This is a genomic window from Bacteroides sp. 519, from assembly GCF_010500955.1.
Taxonomy (GTDB): domain Bacteria; phylum Bacteroidota; class Bacteroidia; order Bacteroidales; family Bacteroidaceae; genus Bacteroides.
This window is the reverse complement of the sequence record NZ_QVMJ01000030.1, coordinates 1-21,281: the sequence shown is the minus strand read 5'-3', so window position 1 is coordinate 21,281 and position 21,281 is coordinate 1. Positions and strand designations below refer to the sequence as shown.

Sequence of the window (21,281 nt, the reverse complement as noted above, 5' to 3'; positions counted from 1 at the left end):
CCAGATCCACTTCCTGATTCTTTTTTTGATTATTACAACCTATTATTAGTATAATAAAAAATAGACATATCAAATTACCTTTTTTCATACGTTTAATATGGATTAATAATAAGTCAAATCGATATCAAAGATTCAATTTTTGCCCGTAAATCTTCTTTTACTTTATCGCTTATTTCAACCTCATCAAGTTTCTGTATATTATTTATCAACAAATCTATCACTACTATTTTATAACTTTGATTTGCATCCCAATATTCTTTCTTTATAGACAAAATACTTTCCAACAAGTCACCCGGGTAGAAATCTCCTTCAATAAATAAATTTTCTTTTAATTTATTTATTGCAATTGGTATTAGGTAATCTAATCCAAATCCTTGGCTTATCATTATTCTTAAATCTTCAACCTCAAATTCCTTGATTTTTTTATTATACAATTCAAAAACTTTTCTTACTAAATAAGATGAGTCTTCTGGAAACTCTATACTTTTTTTTTCTAACTCTTTAAGAGTCTTATTTGATATCATATCCATTTACTAATTATTATATGCTTGTCTAGCGTTATTTAGAATACTTTGAATTTGATCTTTTTGGTTTTGTATTTGATGCCTCAAACTCAAACTCTTTGCTGCTTTTAACCTGAATTATTCATATTCAAGAATGGAAGGAGTTAAAGGGAGTTATCAGGAGCTTTGCTCCTTAGGAGAGTACATTGGTTACTAAACTGGTTAGCTTTTGAATGTGGTCGAGAACATTCGTTGTTTATTTTATATTTCCGGGCTGTAGCACTGCGACAGAGTTCCGGAAGGGTGAAGTATTTCATTGGGTGATTAGTAAAATATTATAAACTCCTTTCTGATTGGAGGTTTTGAATTCAACAATGAAACATCCTGGTAAAAAACGAATCTTATCAGGACGTTAGTATAAGAAATACTTATTTAAACATTTTCCTAAATAATATTTTGCAATTTCCTCATGATCGCCATTTATTGCTAATGCCAAGGGATAATTACCTTTATGAGTTTTTAGGCGCCTCTCTCCTTTTTATTGTTTATAACAGTTTTCTATTATACAACAATTCTATTTTCTGTTCATTCAATCCAGAATATCTTAAACCGATTAAGTCATTAACTGAAAAAAAAGAAAATCCATCTTCTTCTCCTTCTGATGTGATATTTTTAATCATTAGATAGGAGTTTTCATATTTAATAATGATTCCTATTTTATATATATCCTCCTCAAAGAAAAGAGTAGTTATTTTTTTTTCCTTTATCAATAGATCAATTTGAGAAAGTAATTCTTTTCCCTTTTTCCAAATTGTTTTTCTTTGATTTGGATCAAACTGCGATTTTTTATATATATAGGATAAATTATTCTGATATTGATCGTTAAATTCAACATGAATAATATCTGAAAAAGCAAACTCCGTAGTTCCAATCAAAAAACCAAATTCATCTATTTCATTCAAAGAAAAAGAATTTTCATTAGTCTCTACAACAAACCCTATGACGGTTTCATCCCAGTCTTCCTTACAAGTTCTAATACCGATTAATGTATTTTCTTTTGCTATTTCTTTAATTAAATTCTTCATATTCATATTTTAATTATGCGAATCGTCCTGATTCAGTTAGTTAAAATGTTGTTATTCAGTTAATTATCTCATTGAAACACTTCCATATCTCCTTGAAAATCAGTATATTAGAAGAATAAAACCACTCATTTTTCTAATTATGATTCCCAAGGAGAAAGAATTAAAACTTATAAAAATATATACATACGATGGGGAAAATTGCCATCGCATTTATTTATCTAATTTTTTAAATAAAGAATCAGAATTCAACTACTGATTCGCATTAATTAATATTTTTTCCATTATTCCGCCGTTCATCAGCCCCACGTCTTTTATTTGGATTCTCTGGCCTTTTTTTACCACCATGTGTGTATTGCGCATCATGTCTATCTGATTTTGATTTTCCAGTACTTTGTTTTTTCTTTTTATGTGCAAATTCATCTTTATTGTCCTTTACTTTATCCGAACTTACAACTTCCTCATACAGAATCGCCATCCCAACTGTCGCCCATATTGCCGGAATCAATACATCATCAACAGTTCCTATTCCTGTAACATCATCTCCTAAAACAAAGCTAGTAAGCATTAAACCACCACTAATAGCTTTACTGCTTAAATTATCCACATCTTTATTAAGAAGTTCTGCTTCCTTTTGCTTTTGCATTTCTGCAACCCGTTCCTGTTCTTTTTCTTCTTTCGTCCTATCCCTCGTATCTATTTGGGGAGTAAATATACTCTTTAACCAAGTCCATATACTGGTTCTATCAGGTTCTCCATGCTCTCTTCCATCCGGATCCACAAACCTCATCGGATTATTATTACAATACGCATACGGACTCACCGAATAATACTTCTCAGCCATCGGATCCATCGTCGTAAACCTTCCCACACTCGGATCCATCTGCCTAGCCGAATAATCATACCAGTTCAGCCCATCCTTACGTTCAAACTCCTTCCCATTATACTTATATGGCTGTTTATCCTGCTCCGCAGAAGTAGTTATCGCCATTGGAAGTCCAAACGGATAGTAATGATCTCTTTGAATAGCTGTACCACTGGCATTGGCCACTGCACGAGTATTCCCCAAATGATCGTTCAGGTAAAAATAGTACGTAGAACCTTCAATGTATCCACCATCAACCAGAATACGTTTCAAAGAACCATTCTCGTAAATAATGTTTCCGGCATAATCACGATTGGTGTTGCCTTGCACTACACGCAACTTTCTACCATCGGCAGCATACGTATATGTATGCGTTACTCCATTAATTACGAGCGACTTTGGCAAATTTAAAGAATTATATGAAATACTGGATATCTTTTTATTTAAATCTTTAATCATTGATCCATTTTTATTGTAAGCATATCCTGGATTGGCTGTAGAGCCCTTCTTAAAGTCGTTACTCTCGGCCAACGTAACCGTTGTTCCGGCATCGGCCACGTTGGTTAATTGATTACCGGCATAGGTCATTGTAAGATTATCTACCAATCCGTAAGCACTAGCTGTTGTTTTTCCATATCGCTGCAAGGTTTTAATATTGCCATGTTTATCGTATGTATAAACTGTTTGATACTTCTCGGCAGTAGGGCCAGTGTAGGCAGCAGCTGTTAGTCGCGATAGCGGATCGTATGTATACGTGTAGTTGCGGGTTTGCCCGTTGGTAAGCCATTGCATGGTAGCTACATTGCCAGCGTGTTTGTATGTTAGGTTCTCTGTAAACTGTGTACCCGCTATCTTGGTAATCCACGAACGTACATTGTATGTATAACTATCGGCCAGGTTGGCTACTCCATTACGGCTGTTCTTTTGCAAACGTCCCAGATTATCATACGTATTATTAACCAGTGTGGTTACATTACCGCTGTTTAACCTGTGGATTAAGGTTTTTAACCGCTCGGAATGATCGTACGTGTAGTTGTATACCTGTATTTGTGTTGTTTTACCACTGGCTGTATGTTCATGATTCACCATTTTAGGTTTCCCGGTAAACGTGTAACTAGTCGTAATTTTATCGTACCCACCCAAATGATTGCTCGAAACGGCGCATATAACACGCCCCTTGGTATCATAGTAATTGGCCGAGTAGAGTTTGGTCGAACTATCTAACACTGTGGTTACACTGCCTGTTTGTAAACCTTTGGCCGAAATCATTCCCGCAGGAAAGTATGTATTATTATTAAACCCAGTTAAGCTGCGGAAACGATAATCATCGTAGTAATTTACCTGATGTACCGTGGGCAATGTAATTGTAAAGCTACTTGTATATCCGCTACTCCCGATACCTGTATTGGTGGCTGCAAAACTTGTTGTTACTACCGTACTGGCCACACTAGCTGTATTGGTGTTGGTACATGTTCCCTGAAGCACCTGACGGTCGAAAGCATCGTACAGATAAAACGTCCACTCCTTGGTAGTTTTAGCAGCCTGTTCACCGTTACCTGTACCATAATGCACCTTCAACTTACGCCCATCAGCAGCATAAGTATATTTGTTACTTACACCATTAATGGTTAGTTGACCCGGTAATTTTAATAATTATACGTAATATTACCATTTCCTTTGTTGCTTGTTTATCAATTGCCGTCTGCTTTAGCTGACGGTTAGAAAGAACTTCCTATTTCAGGCTTTAGCCAAAACTGATATCGTTTTGGCTAAAGCCCCAAGTTGTGATTAACCTTTAAACCGTCAGCTAAAGCAGACGGCAATTGATATCCAGTTCTTTAGCTACACTGCAAATATGCCTTGCAATAACTTTAAGTTCGTCTACTGCACCAACATCTACCCTTCCATCTATACAAGGAACACCTGCCCTCTATTCCCCTTTTCCCGATAACTAACATGCACCCACCTGAATCCTTTCTCATCAATCAACTGATCAAACGGAAGATTCAATGATTGCACCAGTTCAAACAGTTGTTTATTACCTGCAATGCTTCCGGTAGTAATATCGGCTGCTTCGCCAGTTAAGTGCTGCGAGTTTGGTGCTCCTTTCAATTTCCTGTTTAATGCAGCCGACCGATATCCACTGTTTACGAATATGGGTTTACCCCAAGCTTCGCGAAGCGGATCAAGTACATTGGTTACTAAACTGGTTAGCTTTTGAATGTGGTCGAGAGAACATTCGTTGTTTATTTTATATTTCCGGGCTGTAGCACTGCGACAGAGTTCCGGGAGGGTGAAGTATTTCATTGGGTGATTAGTTAATTGTGAAAAGCATCCTGACAGATAACAAATCTATCAGAATGCTAAATAGTCCTCTTAATCATTCTATTAATGAATAAATAGGAGAATAAAGTTTGGATTTTCGTTTACCCCAAAAAGAGATACCTTGATAATAATTAAATATATTAGTACATTCTCCTTCGGGATTAAATAACCTCATTTGGGTTCGAAATGAACCATAATATTCCACAAGTATATAACTTGTAAATACATTTATCAATTTTAATCTCGCGTTTGCTGGAGATGTTTTTAAAAAATTATCAGACAAAGTTATAGCTTCACTGATTCTGTCCAATCTAATCTCTATAGTATTTTTTGTAATTGTAATCCATAAAGGAATTCTATTGTCCTTTTTGTGCTCTAAACTTACACTAAGCCAAGTTTCCGAAGACATATAGTATACTGAAAAATCAGGATTTTCAAGTAAATGAGGAACACTAAGTTCATCAAATATACTATTTATCAAGTCTATTTTCTTATTTATTTCTTTACTGTAATTTATTTCCATTTTAAGTAAAATTTAATTCATCATCGCTTTTGATGATCGAAACTATTCAAGGCTGGGAAATTTGTTCATTATGCAGAATTCTGTTCCTTGAGGTGAATAGGGCTTTTATAAGTTTGGGCCAGTTGGTTGTTTCGGTTAGTTTATTGCAGGATTCGAAATTATTGATTGCTGTTATTATGTCGTGCATATTCATTACTTAATTAAATGTTTAAAAACATCCCAACCGTTTCTTTGTTGGGATGTTAAATATCCATTTTTGTTAATCTCTATTTGTTGTAATAATCTTTTCTTGACTCATAAAGAGATTGTGCTTCATCAACAGATAATCCCATCATGATAGAACTTTTCTCTAACCAATTTGTTGAATATTTATTCTGAAAAAAATTGAATACAATATCAACTACAGCGCTATTTGTGAAACATTCTCTATCAAATATCAATACTTTTTGCACGTGTTTTTTATGTTCTTGATTCCACATATTATTGATGTATAGATAACTCAATACAATTGATAAACTTATAATGTAGATATCTTCTAATGGTATTTTTTCAATTGAATTATTAGCAATAATTAAATAATGTTTTTTCACTATTAAGAAATTATTATTTATTAATTCAATGATTTTATTGACATTTTGATTAACAAATAAAACATTGTGATATTTTGACTTTACTCGTACATTATTACCTTCTTTGGTAATATCTATCGATAAATCCATGATGCTTAGTAACATTTTATTTATATTAATGAGTAATTATTTTAATATTTTTCTCTATTAGAATTGGCTTTTCAACAGTATTCCAAATACTTCCGGGATTTACTGTTTTTCCAGAAAAAAAATGCACAGTCCCTTTTGCTCCTTTAGCATAAACAGCAGATAGACGTGCCCACATCAACCTAGCTTCAGACCATGGAATATTCTTCAGTGCTATTAATTTTTCAAGATTTTGAGCAGCACGGGTCATTTCCAAAGTAGTTCCTCCTACAGATTGGGCGTAATTCATAGCCGCCTCTAACCCACCTTCTCCCGACCAAAAAACTCTTCCATAACCTTTCATAACGTGACCAAACACTTTCCCTATCCCCCACGCTATTCCTTTCCCCAGTAGGCCACCTGCCAACTGTGTTGTAGCAGCTATTCCTATCGGTCTTGCAAGAGCATCAATCCTATTACTCACCAATGCATTAAACAACTGTGATTTCGAATCCTCTGATAAATAACTATTCTTCCCTAGGAATTTATTCTGCAAAACAGCGTGTTGACTAATTAAATCAAACGCCTTAACTTCACGATTCGTTTGTATTGCTGCATTTTGATAATAAGCCAGATATGAGTTCTTTCCTGTTTGTACGGTATAGTTAGCACCAATATTCGTATACCCCTCTATCTCCTCACTACCTTCCTGCCATCTATAATCACCACTTGAATTAACATACCAGTCCATCCCCGTTGGATCCGTAATCCTCATCGGATTATTCCCTGCATAATGATACGGACTCCAACTATAATACTTCTCAGCATGCGGATCCATCATCGTAAACCTCCCAATCCCCGGCTCCATCTGCCTGGCCGAATAATCCAACCAATTCAGCCCATTCTTCCTATCCAGTTCCTTACCATTATACTTAAACCGTTGCTTATCCTGTTCTGCATTCGGAGTCTCACCAAACGTCATCCCAAACGGATAGAAATGATTCTTTTGTACAATCGTACCGGTACCCGTGGCTACTACCCGGTTATTCCCCAGATGATCATTCAGGTAATAATTATAAGTAGTACCCTCAATATAACCGCCATCGATCAGAATATGTTTCAAAGAACCCTTTTCGTAAATGATACCACGGGCATAGTTGATGCTATCATTACCTGTACCATAATGCAACTTCAACTTACGGCCATCAGCAGCATAAGTATATTTGTTACTTACACCGTTAACGGTAAGTTGACTCGGTAAATTTAAACAATTATACGTAATATTACTAATGCCTTTGTTTAAATCTTTAGCTAAAGCACCATTTTTATTATACGTATAGTCGGTTGCGTTATCCTTATCATAAAAATCGTTCAAACCTGAAGTCACAGCAGGAGTTTTTACAGCGCTATCTACCACTTTGGTTAATTGATTGCCAGTATACGTCAGTTTTAGTTTATCTACCACTCCGTAACCCGAAGCTGTTTTACCCCAACGTTCCAAATCGGTGATATTGCCATGCTTATCGTAAATAACCGATGGTACTTTATAGTTATTGTTAACAGCACCGTTTAGCAGATATTCTGCTTTTGTTATTCGCGAAAGGGCGTCATACCCAAACCGATAGCCACGCAGAGTTTCACTACCAACCTTCCAGCTCATGGCCGACACATTACCACTGTAACACTTGGTGTTACTAGCGTACGCGTCATTGTAATACAATGTTTGACTGAACAGCGTTGAATTGGTTATCGACTTCATCCACGAACGAACATTGTACCCATATGTAGTTGCCGGAAGCGAACCTTTCTTCTGTGTTTTCAGCCTTCCCAGGTTATCATATGTATTCAAGGCAATTACGGTTCCTGCTGTGGAGGTATTCAATCCATGTTTTGTGTTCAACAACCGTCCGGCATGATCGTAGTTATACTCGTAAAGCTGGGTTTGAGCGGTTTTTCCTGTAGCCGAGTGTACCAGTTTTCGTTTAATGGGCTGTCCGCTGAAGTTATACCCAATATATTCTTTATCAACACCGCCCAGCTGATTGTTCGATTTCATTTGAATCATTCTCCCCCGGTTATCGTAATACATTACCGAATAAAGGAAAGAAGTAGAAACTGTGCTCTGGTTTATTTGTGCACTCATGGTTCCGGTAAGTAACCCTTTACTGCTGGTGATATATTGGGTACCATAGCCACTAACTGTTTCATACTTAAAGTTAGCATCAGTTGAAGCTTTAATACCATTTTTACCCATAAAATTGTAATCATCGTAATAGTTTACCGAAAGTATTTCGGCACTACTCAATGATACTCCCGTTAATGTATATCCCTTATATGCGTTGGTTGTGTTATTACGGGTTGCTTTTGCCACCTTGCCGGCAAGTGGATTGGCCGTATAAGTCATAGAATTGGTACAGGTTCCTGTAAGCACAGTACGTCCCAGTTCATCGGGAATGCAGAACAACCATTTACTATTTGTGCGGTTTTCACCATCCTGAGTAAAGATTAAACGATCCGCATCATCGTAAACATAATAGGTCCACTCTACTTTATCTCCAGGTAGTTTTTTAGCAATCATACGATTCCGACTATCGTATTTATATAAATAAGCATAACGCGAAAGAATATCTGTAGCGTCGGCACTCTCTTTCCATGTACCTGCAGCCGTAAGCGCATCGGCAGCCAAGGGTGGAAGCACAACGCGAAGGTTTCCATAACTATCGTACACATAGTAAGTATCGTACGAAACAGTTCCTGCCATTTGCCGGGTAAGCAATAGTTTTCCTTGTTTGTCCTTGAACTCATAAGATACATTGTTATCTTCGTCGGTTATGCGGGTAACAAACAACTGACCTGCAGTATAGTTTAGGTTTCCGCTAGCGATACTTACTTGTGGGGCATCACTGCGACTATCGGTAGTGCGGTACCAACGGCAAGGATACGAAGTGTTGTTTACCAGATATTCGGTTTTTACTTTTCTTCCCTGAGTGTACCAATCGGCTCCCGGCCCATATTGTTCCAACACACGGTTTAGGGGCGAAGCTTCGTAAACAGGTAGTGAATAAGCTTTGCTATCGGCATAAAGTGATGAAGACAGTGATTGTACGGTTGTCAACGTTAATGGCTGTCCATTACTACCTGTTGCTGCTACTGGTAGCCATGCTTTAGATTCGCGTCCGTATATATCATATTCCTGATAAGCTACCAAATCGGTTTTACCGGCACTTGCTCCAACCTGAACTGTTTGTTGTTTACGGCCTAAGCCATCCAGATATTGATAGGTAGTAATACTGTTATCAACAGTAAATCCACTTGTATTATTTGTGGCGGTGGTTGGAGTTACGGTTTTTACATAATTGTAATTACTCTGCCCTTTTACATTAGCAAAAGTTAAACAGGTTAGTACTATGAATAATATTTTTCGTTTCATAATTTATTAAACTTTTACCGTTTATAATTGTATTGATAGGATTCCAGAATTTCTTTCGAACTTCCATTCATCTGATATATTTGTTCCAGCCTGCTGAACCCATCGTATTGAAAATAAGTGCTAATTCCTTGCGGATTAGTAACCGATAGCATGCCAACCAGCGGCTTATATGTATACGTAGTAACCAATGCACCTGGTAATGCTTTTTGCAAACTACCATCTTTTAGTTTGGTTTCGTTTGGAGTAAGCTGTTGTGCCAAAGCATCGATATTTGTGACTGCGAACACCGACTTAACAGCTGCTTCTACATTTGTAAACGTGGCATTAGTGATTTCGGCAATCGGGTATTTTCCTTTGTACGACCACAGGTACACTACTTTGGTATCATCGTCTTTTGTTATATAAACCGGGTTACCATAAGTGTCGTAGTTATGGTATTTTATACGAGTATCTTCGGTGGTTCCTGTTTTAACTTTAATAAATTCGGGCATAACCTGATTGCTTGCCCACTCTTTATAAGTTGTTGTGGTGCTTTCGGTTGCGGCACCGGTAGTAGTAGTTGTTTTTACAGGAAAATTCATCATGTTCAGTGTGAGCATTTTTTTATACGGATCGCTATTTTTGTATTCATCATCAAAAGGATATTTTGTTTCCTGTATGGTGCTTGTATTGTTACTATTGACTGTAGTTACAGTTTTTTGCAGATTCTTTGTGTTGTAAGTATATTCTTGCTTGGTTGTGATGGCTGTATTATCACGATATTCTACTTCGGTTGTAGACTTTAACAATTCTATCCCGCAGGAAATCTGATAATCGTCGTACAGAAACACTGACCAGCCTTCGCGTATAGCTCCTGTTTTTTCGTTTTGCCAATTGGGAAAGTTTAAATACTTCCATACTTTTAAGCCTCGTAAAGTTTCGCTTTCAACCCGGTCGTATTCATATTTTACGGTTTTTGCCAATTCATATTTTTGGGTTGATGAATTATACTTATAATCGCTTTTCTCTTCAAGATTTCCATTGAGCCATAAATATGATTCCATAGAAATGTATTTGCTTCGCCGAAGATTATCTGTAGGCATGGGTATCATATAATCTACCTGTTTGCTAGTGGTGTTTGAGTTTGGATAAGGAGGCATTCTCACTCCAATCGAATTATATGGATCTGTGTATTTATAGGTTGTTTTTCCTATTATGTTTGTGCCATTTCCTAATACCTCGGTTACTGTACCAAAAAACACAGGTGCACTGGCTGCATACCCCATATCGGCCTGAGGCGAGCTGGTAAATCGTCTTACACGGGTAAATTTACTAAAACTACCGGAGTCGTACCGACTCATATCACCTGTATAAACCAGATTTATTTGCTCATCGGCCGAATATTCTATAGCCTGATAAACAGGAATTCTCCCTGCCGAATATTCATAGCTTTTGGTTATTAAATTGCCACTGCCATCATTGGTTGTTATTTTCTTTACATGCAAGCCTCCACAGTTACCAGCATTTTTTTCATATTCATATTGTGTGTTTCCTCCCGTAGGATACGTTATTTTATACAGCATTCCTTCTTTCATAATTGCTTCTGACGGCTGGCGATATGTATTGCCATAGCCCACCCATACAGGTGTTGTGTTATACCCTCCACCCATACATTCAATCTGGAATCGCGGAAACATACGGTCGCCCGAGATGTAAGTATGCCCATTTTTATATCCCCAGAAATCGTAACAGGTGATGTGTGCGTTCGAAGATGGATAATAATCAAAAACATATTCCTCTGCTTTCAAACTACCGTTTGTTATTGTAAGTTTGTCTAGTTTATAATTAGTATAGGCAACCTTATCCAGAAAAGAATGCGATAGTTGTATGGTTTTAACAACTGCTCCCTGTGCGTTTATTACTTTAATTTCTTTAATTTTACCTCCGGTAGTTTCCATAGTAAATACAATTTTACCGTGCCCGAAGTCGATTTCGGATACTCGTTGGCATCCATAACTTTTTTCTGGTGTTGAAGTGACATAAGAAGTCCGTCCCGGACTGGTTAATACACCGCCGCTATTAGGAACTTTATAAGCATAATCGGTTACCTCCATGGTAACGAGCGAGCTTTTGGCTTCGTACCCTCCACTGGTAGTTTCCAGACGACCGCCTTGATACGAAAAGTTAATGGTATGCTTTCCGTCTGGGCTCGATATTTTAGTTAAGTGGTAATCTGTTCGCGGATAATCTTGTGATAGGAAACTATACTTCACTCCCGATGGCTCGGTTACTACAGCGGTGCTACCCGTGAAATCTATTTTTACTGGTGTTTTAGTTATCAGTTTTGGATATTTGTTATGATCTAATACAAACTTTCCGGAACTGTTAGTGGTACAGAAAGAAAAAACATCGTATTCTCCATCCATGCTTTGTCCATAATATCCACTGGGGCCTTGTGAGAACTTGTAATATATACCTGCCAGGTATTTATATGCCTGACTGTACCCTTCTTGTTCTTCGTAACCCAGCCGGGCGGTATATTCCATGCTTCGGATGTCCGATGCTGATTTAAGGTTTGCCGGAACGGGATATTCCAGATCATCGTGTCCGAAGATGGTACGCGACACCATTCCGCCAATGTTCAGTGTCCATCCTAGACCAATAGCTCCGGTAACATCGTCTATCTTCCTTCCTCCCGAATGGTAGCTTATACTAATGGGTAGCGTAATAGGTCCGGCTTCGATGGTATGGATCGGAATTGTAATATCGGGTATGCCGGTAGCATAATTTACCGGATGATCCACATACTTAAATAGCGCTCTTGCCTCGGGCGATGGAGGGATTATTTGAGGCAAATCCGAGCTTCGTGGTTCTTGTGCGTTAGTTGGTATCAACCCAGTAAGCAAAAGGGTTAGCAATACTATAATTGTTCTTTTATTTGTTTTCATAATTTTATTTTGTTTTGAATTATTATTCATACTTGTTTGGTTCAGTTAGAGGTTGAAATGAACTAAAAGTGAGGTAAAGAAGGCGATGCCGCATGGATTCCCCGCCCTTGAGGGGCGGGGTGGCCTTTAGGCCGGGGCGGGGAGTGAAAACATACCGCATGGAAAATCGGTTGCGCAACCTTTGAGTCCCCCCTCTCCGCCCTAAAGGGCACCTCTCCCCTCTAGGGAGAGGAATTCCATGCGGCATCCCACTCTCAACTACTTTACCTCCTCTACCTCACTTTACCTCCTTTCCTATCTGATTTGAACCAAATATGAATAATGCAGGTTAGACACAGTAACGCGGATGGCACGAATTTTAAATCCGTGTTTTAAATCCGCGTAATCCGCGCAATCCGTGTCTAAAAATTCTCCATTTTCAATTTAAAGCGTCATTGCATGTGCTCCAAGAGCTCCAGCCAGTGCACTTACTGCTGCAATTATCACTTTCAGGATTACATCCCAAGTTTTACTATTTGATTTCATAATGTTTGAGTTTTTAAGTTTGTTAGTTACTAAAAGGAATCAGCATTGAAACCTCGCTGCGGCACGTTGCCGCTCAAGCTGTTGGATCTACCCAGCCGCCTCCGCTGTCATCACCGTCGTCATTGCCCCCGCTACCGTCGGGTAGTGCAATGCCCGATTTCAATTGGCTACCATACAATTCGAAAGTAACCCCATCCGTCATGCTGCGTGTCATGGTACCGTTGGCACTTCGCGTTCGGGTAGGTGTAAACTGTACCCGCAGATTTTTAATTTGGGTGGGCTTCACTTCTTCTGCCGTGTCTACCCCGTTTCCGTTGCTTTTGGCAATTATAGTAAACGTTCCCAATCCTTCCAGATTTACCGAAAAGCTGTTCAGTAAGTAGCGTTTCATAACCGTTGCCAGGTTTTGAAGCAAGTTATATACATCGCCCGGCGATTGAGCCGAAAGATCGGCTATTTCCTGAGCTATTTTCTGTGTGGTAATTACCTTGTTAAACTTAACAAGCGTAGGTCTCCACTTCTTTTTTCCATCTTGTGATTCAATGCTATTTTGAATCGGTCTGTAAAGTAATGGCATAATTTTTCGTTTTTTAATAATTAATACTTTGTTGCTGCAACACTGTAAAGGTACACAACATTAGCCCGTCTACAGCATAATTTGAACGTTTCGTGAGCACTGTTTGCAAACAGTGCTCACAAAGTTTTAAGTAACAAAAAACGTAAATTAAATTATGGTTTTTTCTTTGCAAAAGTCTAAGATATTCTGCAAGAAAGTTTAGGGTTTTCCAACAAAGAATCTATAGTTTCCCTTGGGCTTGTAGCAACACATACATTTTGTCGTAAATAGCATCAATTGTTTCCCTGAATCTTTCATTTTCGCTATACAGAAATATTTTATCTTTTTTGCTTCTCGAAACAAAGCCATCACAAACCTCCAGAACATTTTTTAATGGTCCTCTCATTCCGTATGGAATCTTTTGGCCCGCCAGTACCTGAGGGGCGAAAAACAGAAAGGCTATAACCATAAACATTTTCTTGTATTCGTAAATGTCGAGCCTTTCAGTGGGCATTTCTTCAACATAGATAAAAATATCGTATAACAATTTAAGATCGTTCATGTCGGTTAAAAGCGCCTTAGCTAGTTTGGTTTCTGCCATTTCAATTTGTTGCTTTTGATTGTGGTAAGCTTTTAAATCTTCTATTTTTTTAATGTTTTGCATAACCGAGTGCATAATTTTAGTTAGAAAATACTTAGTTGTTCTATTTCTTTTGGTTGTTGATAATCAAAGATCCGGGTTAACGTTTGGTTGTGTTTGAACCTTACTTTCCCCACCGATCCGTTGCGATATTTGGCTACAATCAGTTCGCCGGCATGCTCTACCGGGTTTCCGTTGCGGTCGGTCACCGTTTCGCCATAATATTCGGGTCGGTGAATAAAGAGCACCATGTCGGCATCCTGCTCAATAGCGCCCGACTCTCTGAGGTCGCTCAGTTGTGGACGTTTATCGCTTCTTCGTTCCACATCGCGGTTAAGCTGCGATAGTAGTATTACCGGTACATCCAGTTCTTTGGCCAGTAGCTTGGCTTGCCGGCTCATGGCTGCCACATCTTGTTCGCGGTTGCTGTACTTATCTTTATCGGCAGTGATTAGTTGCAGGTAATCAATGATAATCAGGTCGCATTGTTTTTTCTTGTGCATCAGTCGGCTAACCGAACGTATGTATCCCATGTTTATGCTCGAATTATCGTTCACATATATGGGCAATTCGTATAGTTTGGAAACAGCTTTATCAATGTTTTCCAAATCGTTTATCAAGTCGCCCGTTTTCAAATTTTTAGGCTCCAGATTTTCGCATACCGATAGTACCGAACGGTGGTATAGTTGTACTTTTTGCATTTCGAGCGAGAAGAACACTACCTGTTTACCTGCCTGTGCGGCCGATTGTGCAAAGTGCATTGCCATAGCTGTTTTTCCCATTGCAGGGCGTGCAGCAAGTATAATCAGTTCGGATCCTTGCCAACCCGATGTCATATCGTTGAGCTCTGTTAATCCGGCTGTAACTCCGGTTTGTTCGCCGCTATTAAATCGTTTTATCCGCAGGTTAATATCGTCGTAAAACAGCTTCGAGATTTCGCTGTACGACGAAGCTTCGTTCTTACCTACCAGTGTTTCCATTAATGCTTCAATCATTTTTCCGGCATCAAATAACACATCGCCCACATCGTTGGCATCGTCGTAAGCTCTGCTTTGCAGCTCCATGGCTACCCGGATGATTTCGCGTTGCAGAAACTTTTGTTTCACAATAAGTCCATGCTCAACAATATGCGCACTCGACACCACAAGCGTCATGATTTGGCTTACAAACCATAGCGGTACCTCTTCGGCTTGGCCCATGGATGCAATTTCCTGGTTAACGGTGATATAATCGACCACATTGTCTTTCTTCTGAAGCGAAAGTACGGCCTTGAACAACAGCCTACACGGAGGATCGTAAAACATTTCGGGTGTTAAAAACAACACTTTATCAAGTGCATTACGCTCTGCAATTACGGCTCCTACTACGGCTCTTTCGGCATCTAGTGCCTGAGGGATAACGTTACCAAACGTGGGTTTTTCTTTGAGGTTTTTGTCTTTCATATTCTTGATTTCCATAATTTTTCCACCACCAAAAGAAACGTCTCTTGGCATCGGAAAGTGTTTTAATACTATGTTCTTCGCCTACAGCAATAATGTATTGCAGGAAGATGTCTATTTGTTGAGGTAGTATGCGTAAAAATGCAATGCTCATGCCCGATCGCATAGCTGTAATTTCTTTCCACGTGGCATCGGCCAGTAGTTGGGGTTTAACCTGATCGAACTCGATGTATAAACTATCGGCTGGTTTTTTCTCGTCAATTCCACTCACACTCACGCTCACACTCTTTTCCCCCGTGAGGGGGTCAGGGGGAGAGTTAATAATAATATTACTATTATAGTCTAAATCTGAGTAGGTAGCTGCTACCGACTCAAATTTAGTAGTATCGCCTAAATTCGCTGTTTTGGGCTCAACTACCAACTCAGATTTAGTGTCTACCGACTCAGATTTAGTAGTAACTACCAAATCTGGTTTAGTGTCTACCGACTCAGATTTAGTAGCAGCTACCAACTCAGGTTTAGTGTCTACCGACTCAAGTTTAGTAGTAACTACCAACTCAGGTTTAGTGTCTACCGACTCAGATTTAGTAGTAACTACCAACTCAGGTTTAGTGTCTACCGACTCAGACTCTTCCGAAGAAAATTCAGTAAACGAATAAGTACCTGCGGTACGAAAGTCTTTCCCCGACTTGTAGAAAAGAAGTCCAGCATCGCACAACGCTTGTCTTGATTTACATAAGGTGGGTTCGCTTATGCCCAATGTTTTATACAGGGATATATTAAAACATTGAAATGGGCCCTTGGTTTTCTTCTGAGTCCATAGATAAACCAATTCGAAGTAAAGAAGTTGATCTGCGGTGCTAAGATTATGATATGCACGGCACCTTCTCATTTTGTCGGTTAATGAATACAAATTCATAAAAGTGTTGTTTAAGATTATAAATATTGTTGCTTTTTATTATTCGTCGTAAATATATATTTTACTTTGAAAAACAACTATATATTTATACAACTTTGTGAGCACTGTTTGCAAACAGTGCTCACAAAGTTGGAAGAAGGAGGTAAAGGGGAGGAGGTAAAAGGAGGTAAAGGTGAGGTAAAGGAGGTAAGGTGAGGTAAAAGGGTGAGGGAGAGCTCGTTCGCCACGAATTGGCAGGTTAGTTCAGCCCCAGGCGATGCCGGCAACGCCCAATGTCATCAAGTTAAGAAATCCCGAAGGGATTGAATTTGAATAACCCCCAGTGAAGGGCGAAGCCCGACTGGGGGGATGCGTATCCCTATAACNCGGGCTTCGCCCTTCACTGGGGGTTATTCAAATTGAATCCCAAGGGATTCACCATGCGGATAGCATACAATGAATCCCTTAACTTGATGACATTGGGCGATGCCGGCGATGCCTGGGGCTGAATTAAACTGGGCTTACAGCCCGTAGAACGCGGATTCTAAACAATGCAAAAATACTCCGAATATAACTAGGTAAAGCCCTGTTGGGGTCAATGTGGGCAGGGCTGTTAAGTTCTGATTTAACTATTCTTTTTTTAACCGCAGAGTACGCAGAGTTTCGCAGAGTTTAATATTCAATGCTGCATAGAAATTAAAAACTCTACGAAACTCTGCGTACTCTGCGGTTAAAATATTAGAACTTAACAGCCCTGGGTCAATGTGGGGGCAATCTGGGGTCAGTGTGGTGTTGTATCACCTCATACTACCACCAACAATATCTAACAGTTCATTGGTTATAGCCTGCTGACGCGATTTATTATATTGACGGGCCAATTCATCAATCAGTTCGTTTGCATTATCGGTAGCAGTTTGCATTGCCATGGCACGGGCAGCATGTTCCGAAGCATTAGAATCTAATAGAGCCGTATAAAGATTAAGTTCTAAAACCTGAGGTAGCAAATCGGTAATAAACGCTGGTATAGATGGTTCTACAACATAATTAATTGTTGTTTGTTTTTTTATTTGCTTATCCGGCTTATTTAATAAGATTGGAAGGTATTGGTGCTTAGCTAATGTTTGCGATCCTACCGATTTAAAATGGTAAACAATAAACTCTACCTTATCAACTTTACCACTGCTAAATAAGCTCATTAATTCTTTAGCTAAATTTGCGGCAGCTGTATACGAAGGTTTATCGGCCATTTCCTGATAGCTTCCCTGGGGCTGAAATCCTTGTTTTTTTACTTCTTCTTCTATCTTCTTTCCAACAGGATATATCAAAATATTTTCTTTGCCTAACGGTTTATATTCTTCTACTGTTTGCAACAAAGATTTTACCACATTAGCATTGAAGCCACCTGCCAGAGAGGTGTTCGACGAAAAAGCAACTATTGCTACACGTTGAACCGGTCTTTCGGATACATATACAGATTGAACAACACTATTATAACTGCTCAGAAAGCGAGTTAATATTGTGTCCATCTTCTGCTGATAGGGCAACATGTTTTCAATGGCCCTTTGCGCCCTGTGTAGCTTTGCTGAAGCTACCATTCGCATTGCAGAAGTAATTTTCCGAGTACTTTTTACGGAATTAATTCTGGTTTTTATTTCTTTTAATGAAGCCATTTTGAGTTTTGAGTTTTGAGTTTTGAGTGGTGAGTTTTGAGTGATGAGTGGTGAGTGATGAGTGGTGAGTGATGAGTTTTACGATGCCGCATGGCAACTCAAAACTCACTACTCACTACTCATTACTCACTACTAATTTAGCTGTTTTTGCAGCTGTTTTTTCAATTGCTTTAGCTATTTCTTTATTAAACTCTCCAGTTTTTAAAACATCCAGAACATCTGTTTGGTGGTTTAACTCGAGTGTTTTTAAGAATGTTTTTTCGAACTCCGGAACTTTTTCCAATGGTATATCTTTCAATAAGCCATGAGTACCACAGTATAAAACTGCTATCTGTTTCTCAACAGGCATGGGCAAGTATTGAGGCTGTACCAATAAACTAGAATTCTTTTGGCCCTTATCGATAGCCATTGCCGACACTGCATCCATATCGCCACTGAATTTAGAAAAAGCTTCCAGTTCACGGTATTGTGCCTGGTCCATTTTCAGTGTACCGGCAACTGTTTTCATTGCCTTTAACTGTGCATTACCACCTACACGAGATACAGATATCCCTACATTGATAGCCGGACGGTTACCTTCATTGAACAAATCAATGTCCAAGAATATTTGTCCGTCAGTAATTGATATTACATTTGTGGGTATATATGCCGATACGTCTCCGGCCTGTGTTTCGATAATGGGCAAAGCGGTTAGCGAACCACCACCTTTTACTTTTCCCTTCAGGCTATCAGGCAAATCGTTCATGTTAGCAGCAACTTCCTGTTGATTGATTATCTTTGCAGCACGTTCTAATAACCGGGAATGAAGATAGAAGATATCTCCCGGATAAGCCTCGCGACCAGATGGACGCCGAAGGATCAGAGAAACTTCGCGATAGGCAACTGCCTGTTTCGATAAATCATCGTACACCACTAAAGCATGGCGGCCCGTATCACGGAAAAACTCACCAATGGCTGCACCGGCAAAAGGAGCATAATACTGCAAAGCAGCCGGATCGCCGGCAGTAGCAGCTACAACAATGGTATAATCCATAGCACCATTCTGGCGCAATGTATTTACCAACGATGCTACAGTAGATGCCTTTTGCCCCACAGCTACATAAATACAATAAACCGGATTGCCTGCTTCAAAGTTTGCCCGTTGGTTGATAATTGTATCAATTGCAACAGCCGTTTTACCTGTTTGACGGTCGCCTATTATCAGTTCGCGCTGCCCACGCCCTATGGGAATCATGGCATCGATAGCTTTTATTCCTGTTTGCAGCGGTTCGTTTACAGGCTGACGGTAAATAACTCCCGGGGCTTTCCGTTCGAGAGGCATTGCAAACAATTCGCCTCCTATAGCGCCTTTCCCGTCTAATGTTTCTCCCAGAGGGTCGATTACACGGCCAAGCATACCTTCGCCTACATGGATAGAAGCAATTTGTTTGGTACGTTTCACGGTATAACCTTCTTTTATTTTATCGGTTGGACCCAAAAGAACAGCACCTACATTGTCTTCTTCAAGATTCATCACAATAGCTTTAATTCCATTTTCGAACTCAAGAAGTTCGTTGGCTTCTGCATTCTTCAGTCCGTAGATACGGGCAACCCCGTCGCTTACCTGAAGCACATAGCCTATCTCGTCCAGTTGAATACGTGTATCAATGCCTGCAAGTTGCATGCGTAATACATCTGAAACTTCGCTTACTCTTATTTGATTTGACATAATATTTAAGTTATGAGTTTTGAGTAGTGAGTAGTGAGTTATGAGTAGTGAGTTATGAGTTTACGATGCCGCATGGCCACTCATAACTCATAACTCAAAACTCATTACTCACTACTCATAACTCAAACGATTCTTTTATTCTTATCAATAAACTGTTGCTTTACTTTTTTCAGTTGTCCGGCTACACTGGCATCCAGTCTGTAACCATTGATATCGAAAATAAAGCCTCCTTCAATAGCTGGATCAACTATGGTGTCTAGCTCCATGTGTGCATGCACCTGGGCACCTGCCGTTTTACGTATCTTTTCACGGGTTTCTTCATCAATAGATACAGCTGTTATCAAGGTGCCACTGGCTATGTTTTTTCTTTTCCGGTAAAATTCAAGAAAGGCATACACTATGAAATGAAGATAAAACTCACGGTGTTGTTTTAGCACCAAATGAATAAAACGCATAAATGCGCTACTTGATTTTTCTTCACCATTTGCAGCAATACAAATCAGGTTAAATTTAGACTCTGTGTCAAGAATCGGATTATCAAGTGTAAACCTTAATTCCGGAAATTTATAAAAGCTCCATGATAAGCGTGTAAATTCTTGATAAAGGGTATCTTCTACTCCTTCATCGCAAACGTAGTCTATTAACGCTCTTGCATACCGTACTGAAATAACTCCTATATCCATTTTTTTGAGTTTTGAGTTTTGAGTAGTGAGTTTTGAGTAGTGAGTTTTGAGTTATGAGTAGTGAGTTATGAGTAGTGAGTGGCCATGCGGCATCGTAAACTCAAAACTCATTACTCATTACTCAAAACTCATAACTAATTCTTCGTTGCTTCATCTACCATGCGTTCAACCATATCGAGCTGTTCTTTTTCATTGTTCAGTTCTTTACGGATAATCTTCTCGGCTATGTCGACAGCTAATACAGCAACCTGACGACGTAAGTCGCGCACAGCATCATCCTTTTCATTCTGAATTTGCTTTTTTGCTTCGTTCAGCTGTTTCCGGGTCATGGTTTCGGCTTCTCTACGGGCATCGATAATAATTTTCTCACGCTCTTCCATTGCTTCTTTTAGTATTTTTCTTTGCTCCTGATTGGCTTCGGCAATAATGGTTTCGCCTTCACTTTTCAGTTTAGCAAGTTGTTCATTAGCCTCTTTTGCCAATTTAAGTGAGTGATCGATATACTCTTTCCGACTGTCTACCATTTTGGTGATCACAGGAAAACCAAATTTAGCAAGCAGAAAGAAGACTACTCCAAACGAAATAATCATCCAGAACAATAAGCCTGTATCGGGTATTAGCAATGACATAATTTTAGTTTTTTAGTTTTTAAGTGATGAGTAGTGAGTTTTGAGTGATGAGTAGTACAGGCGACAAAGCTTAAATAACTAATGTCCTCCTCCGCCCTTCGGGCACCTCCTCCTTTCTTTGTGCCAACTGACATAAAGAAATTGAAAATAAAAAACGATCTTTGAAATTCTGTTATAAAATCA

17 protein-coding genes are annotated in these 21,281 nt (G+C 39.0%); all 17 read right to left on the bottom strand.

Annotated features, from left to right (window positions below; all coding sequences use genetic code 11):
• Window positions 1-113: 113 nt before the first annotated feature.
• Window positions 114-530, bottom strand: a complete 417-nt coding sequence (locus D0T85_RS18730) for a contact-dependent growth inhibition system immunity protein (RefSeq protein WP_163215058.1) — start codon at window positions 528-530, stop codon at window positions 114-116.
• A 518-nt stretch (window positions 531-1,048) separates the two neighbouring features.
• On the bottom strand, window positions 1,049-1,588 hold the full coding sequence (locus D0T85_RS18725) for a hypothetical protein (protein WP_163215057.1): 540 nt from the start codon (window positions 1,586-1,588) through the stop codon (window positions 1,049-1,051).
• Window positions 1,589-1,850: 262 nt separating this feature from the next.
• Window positions 1,851-4,022, bottom strand: a complete 2,172-nt coding sequence (locus D0T85_RS18720; protein ID WP_370460010.1) for an RHS repeat domain-containing protein — start codon at window positions 4,020-4,022, stop codon at window positions 1,851-1,853.
• Between the two features lie 336 nt (window positions 4,023-4,358).
• On the bottom strand, window positions 4,359-4,757 hold the full coding sequence (locus D0T85_RS18715; RefSeq protein ID WP_163215055.1) for a D-Ala-D-Ala carboxypeptidase family metallohydrolase: 399 nt from the start codon (window positions 4,755-4,757) through the stop codon (window positions 4,359-4,361).
• A gap of 73 nt (window positions 4,758-4,830) precedes the next feature.
• Window positions 4,831-5,298, bottom strand: coding sequence for a hypothetical protein (locus D0T85_RS18710; RefSeq protein ID WP_163215054.1), 468 nt, complete (start codon window positions 5,296-5,298; stop codon window positions 4,831-4,833).
• Window positions 5,299-5,564: 266 nt separating this feature from the next.
• Entirely contained in the window at window positions 5,565-6,017 is a 453-nt protein-coding gene (locus tag D0T85_RS18705; RefSeq protein ID WP_163215053.1) for a hypothetical protein, read from the bottom strand.
• A 25-nt stretch (window positions 6,018-6,042) separates the two neighbouring features.
• The gene (locus D0T85_RS18700) at window positions 6,043-9,423 is read right to left on the bottom strand and encodes a DUF6443 domain-containing protein (RefSeq protein WP_163215052.1); all 3,381 of its coding nucleotides are present in this window, start codon (window positions 9,421-9,423) and stop codon (window positions 6,043-6,045) included.
• Between the two features lie 14 nt (window positions 9,424-9,437).
• Window positions 9,438-12,350 carry a hypothetical protein gene (locus D0T85_RS18695; protein WP_163215051.1) on the bottom strand — a complete coding sequence of 971 codons (2,913 nt, stop codon included), beginning with the start codon at window positions 12,348-12,350 and terminating at the stop codon, window positions 9,438-9,440.
• Window positions 12,351-12,773: 423 nt separating this feature from the next.
• On the bottom strand, window positions 12,774-12,875 hold the full coding sequence (locus D0T85_RS18690; RefSeq protein WP_163215050.1) for a smalltalk protein: 102 nt from the start codon (window positions 12,873-12,875) through the stop codon (window positions 12,774-12,776).
• Between the two features lie 73 nt (window positions 12,876-12,948).
• A complete protein-coding gene (locus D0T85_RS18685) occupies window positions 12,949-13,452 on the bottom strand; it encodes an HU family DNA-binding protein (protein ID WP_163215049.1) in 504 nt (167 codons plus the stop codon).
• A gap of 220 nt (window positions 13,453-13,672) precedes the next feature.
• Complete coding sequence (locus D0T85_RS18680; protein ID WP_163215048.1) at window positions 13,673-14,095, bottom strand: hypothetical protein; 423 nt, start codon at window positions 14,093-14,095, stop codon at window positions 13,673-13,675.
• Window positions 14,096-14,115: 20 nt separating this feature from the next.
• Window positions 14,116-15,564 (bottom strand): replicative DNA helicase, encoded by a 1,449-nt coding sequence (gene dnaB, locus D0T85_RS18675; protein WP_239060766.1) that lies wholly within the window; start codon window positions 15,562-15,564, stop codon window positions 14,116-14,118.
• Complete coding sequence (locus tag D0T85_RS18670) at window positions 15,473-16,429, bottom strand: hypothetical protein (RefSeq protein ID WP_163215047.1); 957 nt, start codon at window positions 16,427-16,429, stop codon at window positions 15,473-15,475. The genes dnaB and D0T85_RS18670 overlap by 92 nt, the downstream gene beginning before the upstream one ends.
• A gap of 776 nt (window positions 16,430-17,205) precedes the next feature.
• The gene (locus D0T85_RS18665) at window positions 17,206-18,078 is read right to left on the bottom strand and encodes a F0F1 ATP synthase subunit gamma (RefSeq protein WP_163215046.1); all 873 of its coding nucleotides are present in this window, start codon (window positions 18,076-18,078) and stop codon (window positions 17,206-17,208) included.
• A 115-nt stretch (window positions 18,079-18,193) separates the two neighbouring features.
• On the bottom strand, window positions 18,194-19,786 hold the full coding sequence (gene atpA, locus D0T85_RS18660) for a F0F1 ATP synthase subunit alpha (RefSeq protein WP_163215045.1): 1,593 nt from the start codon (window positions 19,784-19,786) through the stop codon (window positions 18,194-18,196).
• A gap of 122 nt (window positions 19,787-19,908) precedes the next feature.
• A complete protein-coding gene (locus tag D0T85_RS18655; protein ID WP_163215044.1) occupies window positions 19,909-20,469 on the bottom strand; it encodes a F0F1 ATP synthase subunit delta in 561 nt (186 codons plus the stop codon).
• 134 nt (window positions 20,470-20,603) lie between these two features.
• Window positions 20,604-21,098, bottom strand: a complete 495-nt coding sequence (gene atpF, locus D0T85_RS18650; protein WP_163215043.1) for a F0F1 ATP synthase subunit B — start codon at window positions 21,096-21,098, stop codon at window positions 20,604-20,606.
• Window positions 21,099-21,281 lie beyond the last annotated feature (183 nt).

Bases quoted from the DNA above. Each gene is read 5' to 3' on its own strand.
- D0T85_RS18730 (WP_163215058.1), bottom strand. From the start codon at position 530: ATGGATATGATATCAAATAAGACTCTTAAAGAGTTAGAAAAAAAAAGT.
- D0T85_RS18725 (WP_163215057.1), bottom strand. From the start codon at position 1,588: ATGAAGAATTTAATTAAAGAAATAGCAAAAGAAAATACATTAATCGGT.
- D0T85_RS18715 (WP_163215055.1), bottom strand. From the start codon at position 4,757: ATGAAATACTTCACCCTCCCGGAACTCTGTCGCAGTGCTACAGCCCGG.
- D0T85_RS18710 (WP_163215054.1), bottom strand. From the start codon at position 5,298: ATGGAAATAAATTACAGTAAAGAAATAAATAAGAAAATAGACTTGATA.
- D0T85_RS18705 (WP_163215053.1), bottom strand. From the start codon at position 6,017: ATGGATTTATCGATAGATATTACCAAAGAAGGTAATAATGTACGAGTA.
- D0T85_RS18700 (WP_163215052.1), bottom strand. From the start codon at position 9,423: ATGAAACGAAAAATATTATTCATAGTACTAACCTGTTTAACTTTTGCT.
- D0T85_RS18695 (WP_163215051.1), bottom strand. From the start codon at position 12,350: ATGAAAACAAATAAAAGAACAATTATAGTATTGCTAACCCTTTTGCTT.
- D0T85_RS18690 (WP_163215050.1), bottom strand. From the start codon at position 12,875: ATGAAATCAAATAGTAAAACTTGGGATGTAATCCTGAAAGTGATAATT.
- D0T85_RS18685 (WP_163215049.1), bottom strand. From the start codon at position 13,452: ATGCCATTACTTTACAGACCGATTCAAAATAGCATTGAATCACAAGAT.
- D0T85_RS18680 (WP_163215048.1), bottom strand. From the start codon at position 14,095: ATGCAAAACATTAAAAAAATAGAAGATTTAAAAGCTTACCACAATCAA.
- dnaB (WP_239060766.1), bottom strand. From the start codon at position 15,564: ATGCCAAGAGACGTTTCTTTTGGTGGTGGAAAAATTATGGAAATCAAG.
- D0T85_RS18670 (WP_163215047.1), bottom strand. From the start codon at position 16,429: ATGAATTTGTATTCATTAACCGACAAAATGAGAAGGTGCCGTGCATAT.
- D0T85_RS18665 (WP_163215046.1), bottom strand. From the start codon at position 18,078: ATGGCTTCATTAAAAGAAATAAAAACCAGAATTAATTCCGTAAAAAGT.
- atpA (WP_163215045.1), bottom strand. From the start codon at position 19,786: ATGTCAAATCAAATAAGAGTAAGCGAAGTTTCAGATGTATTACGCATG.
- D0T85_RS18655 (WP_163215044.1), bottom strand. From the start codon at position 20,469: ATGGATATAGGAGTTATTTCAGTACGGTATGCAAGAGCGTTAATAGAC.
- atpF (WP_163215043.1), bottom strand. From the start codon at position 21,098: ATGTCATTGCTAATACCCGATACAGGCTTATTGTTCTGGATGATTATT.